2 protein-coding genes are annotated in these 2,082 nt (G+C 67.0%); one reads left to right on the top strand and one right to left on the bottom strand.

Annotation, left to right across the window (positions count from 1 at the left end):
* Positions 1–102 precede the first annotated feature (102 nt).
* Positions 103–648 (top strand): GNAT family N-acetyltransferase, encoded by a 546-nt coding sequence (locus Sri02f_RS40895; RefSeq protein ID WP_109006329.1) that lies wholly within the window; start codon positions 103–105, stop codon positions 646–648.
* A 57-nt stretch (positions 649–705) separates the two neighbouring features.
* Here the strand turns inward: Sri02f_RS40895 and Sri02f_RS40900 are convergent, their stop codons facing one another.
* Positions 706–1,959: an IS256 family transposase gene (locus Sri02f_RS40900; RefSeq protein WP_109006330.1), complete on the bottom strand. Its 1,254-nt coding sequence runs from the start codon at positions 1,957–1,959 to the stop codon at positions 706–708.
* Between the last annotated feature and the right edge of the window lie 123 nt (positions 1,960–2,082).

Genomic DNA, 2,082 nt, shown 5'->3' on the forward strand with positions numbered 1-2,082 from the left:
GGAGTAATTGTCAAATCCTGTGGATCATTGTCTGCGCCAGCGAAGTTCGGGTGGGTGCCCCCGAGTGTCGACGAGCGCGGCTCGTTTGTGACACTCGTCCCCATGACCAGCAGCAACGCCCTTGGCTTCACCCAGATCGTTGACCCGCACGAGATCACTGACGAGCTGAAGCAGACCCTCGTGGACTGCTGGACCGAGGTGAGCAATGCGGGTGGGGCGGCCGGGTTTCCCTTTCCGCCGGTGGACGCCGCCGAGGTCACCGCTGTCCTTGACCGCATCATCGAGAAGCTTGGCCCGACGACCAGCCGCCTTCTGATCGCCCTGGTCGATGGCACCGTCGCGGGCTGGCTGAACATCCGCTGCGATCCACACCCGCCCGTCGCGCACTGGGGCACGATCCACCACGTGCAAACCCGTCTCGGCGTCCGGGGCCAGGGGATCGGCGCGGCACTGATGAGCCGGGTCCGTGAGGTCGCCCGCGACGAGATGGGCCTGGAGCAGCTGCACCTTGCCGCCCGCGGTGGTGTCGGTCTCGAAGAGTTCTATGGCCGACTCGGCTGGAAGGAGATCGGCAGGTGGCCCGGCGCTCTGCGGCTGGCCTCCGACGACGATCGCGATGAGGTCCTCATGATGTTGTCGCCTTTGTGACACCCAGCAACCTGATCTTGGCCCAGACAGGGCACGACGACAGGGACAGCAAGGTTGTCATGCCGAGAGGGGCTGCGTGCGCTCGATGAGCTGTCCGCGTTCGAAGCGGGCTCCGGCGCGGACGACGGCGACGAGGTGAGGTGAGTTCACGGCCCGCCAGCGGGCCTGGGCGGACTCGACGAGCTTGAAGACCATGGCCAAGGCGGCGGCCGCGCTGCCGGAACCTCGGGTGACCTTGGTCCGCAAGCGGACGGTGGCGAAGGTCGACTCAATCGGGTTCGTTGTGCGCAAGTGGATCCAGTGCTCGGCGGGAAAGTCGTAGAACGCCAGCAGTTCGTCGACGTCGTCGGTGATCTTCTTGACAGCCTTGGGGAACTTCACGCCGTAGCTCTTGGCGAACGCGGCGACGGCCTTGAGCGCGTGGTCGCGGTCCTCGGCGTTGTAGATCTCCTGCAGGGCCTTCTTCGCGCCGGGCTGCGCGGACTTCGGCAGGGCGTTCGCAACGTTGGCGATCTTGTGAACCCAGCACCTCTGGTGCCGGGTCTCGGGGAAGACTTCGGCCAGGGCCTTCCAGAAGCCGAGTGCGCCGTCGCCGACCGCGAGGACGGGAGCGCGCATCCCGCGCCGCTGGCAGTCGCGCAGCAGGTCGGCCCAGGAGTCGGCGGACTCGCGGTAGCCATCGTTCATGGCGATCAGCTCTTTCGTGCCGTCCGCGCGGACGCCCATCAGCACCAGCACGCACGACTTCGCCTCCCTCAGGCGTATGCGCAGGTGGATGCCGTCGGCCCAGACGTAGACGTAGTCGCTGGCGGACAGATCGCGCTCGCCGAACGCCTGGTGGTCGGCCTGCCACTGCTGGGTGAGGCGGGTGACCGTCGCCGGCGATAGCCCGGCCGTCGACCCCAGGAACTGCTCGAGTGCGGGCACGAAGTCGCCAGACGACAGGCCGTGGAGATAGAGCAGGGGCAGCACTTCGCTGATCTTCGGGGACTTGCGGCACCAAGGCGGCAGGATCGCGGAGGAGAACCGCTTGCGCTCGCCCGAGGCCTCGTCGACGCGCTTGTCGTTCACCCGTGGTGCCTTCACCTCGACCGCCCCGGCCGCGGTCGTGACCTTCCTCGGCTGGTGATAGCCGTTGCGGACCACCAGGCGGCGCCCGTGCTCGTCGCGCTGGTCGGCCAACTCTGCTATATACGTGTTGACTTCGGCTTCCAGGGCGGCGGCGAGCATCCGCCTCGCGCCCTCGCGGACGATGTCGTCGATCAGGGAGCCGGTCTCGGTCGTTCCATCGGCATTTACTACGCTCAGCACGGGCGTGCCTTCCCGACCGACGGTGCAACGTCGGCCTACTCGATGACCAGAAGTCGATCCCTCGGGAAGGTACGCCCTTTACGCCCGACCCGAGGCCGATCCACAGGTCATGAGCATTGCTCC

This window comes from Streptomyces rishiriensis (assembly GCF_003112535.1).
In the GTDB taxonomy this organism is placed as follows: Bacteria; Actinomycetota; Actinomycetes; order Streptomycetales; family Streptomycetaceae; genus Streptomyces; species Streptomyces rishiriensis.

Coding starts and splice junctions, on each gene's coding strand:
- Sri02f_RS40895 (WP_109006329.1), top strand. CDS start 103: ATGACCAGCAGCAACGCCCTTGGCTTCACCCAGATCGTTGACCCGCAC.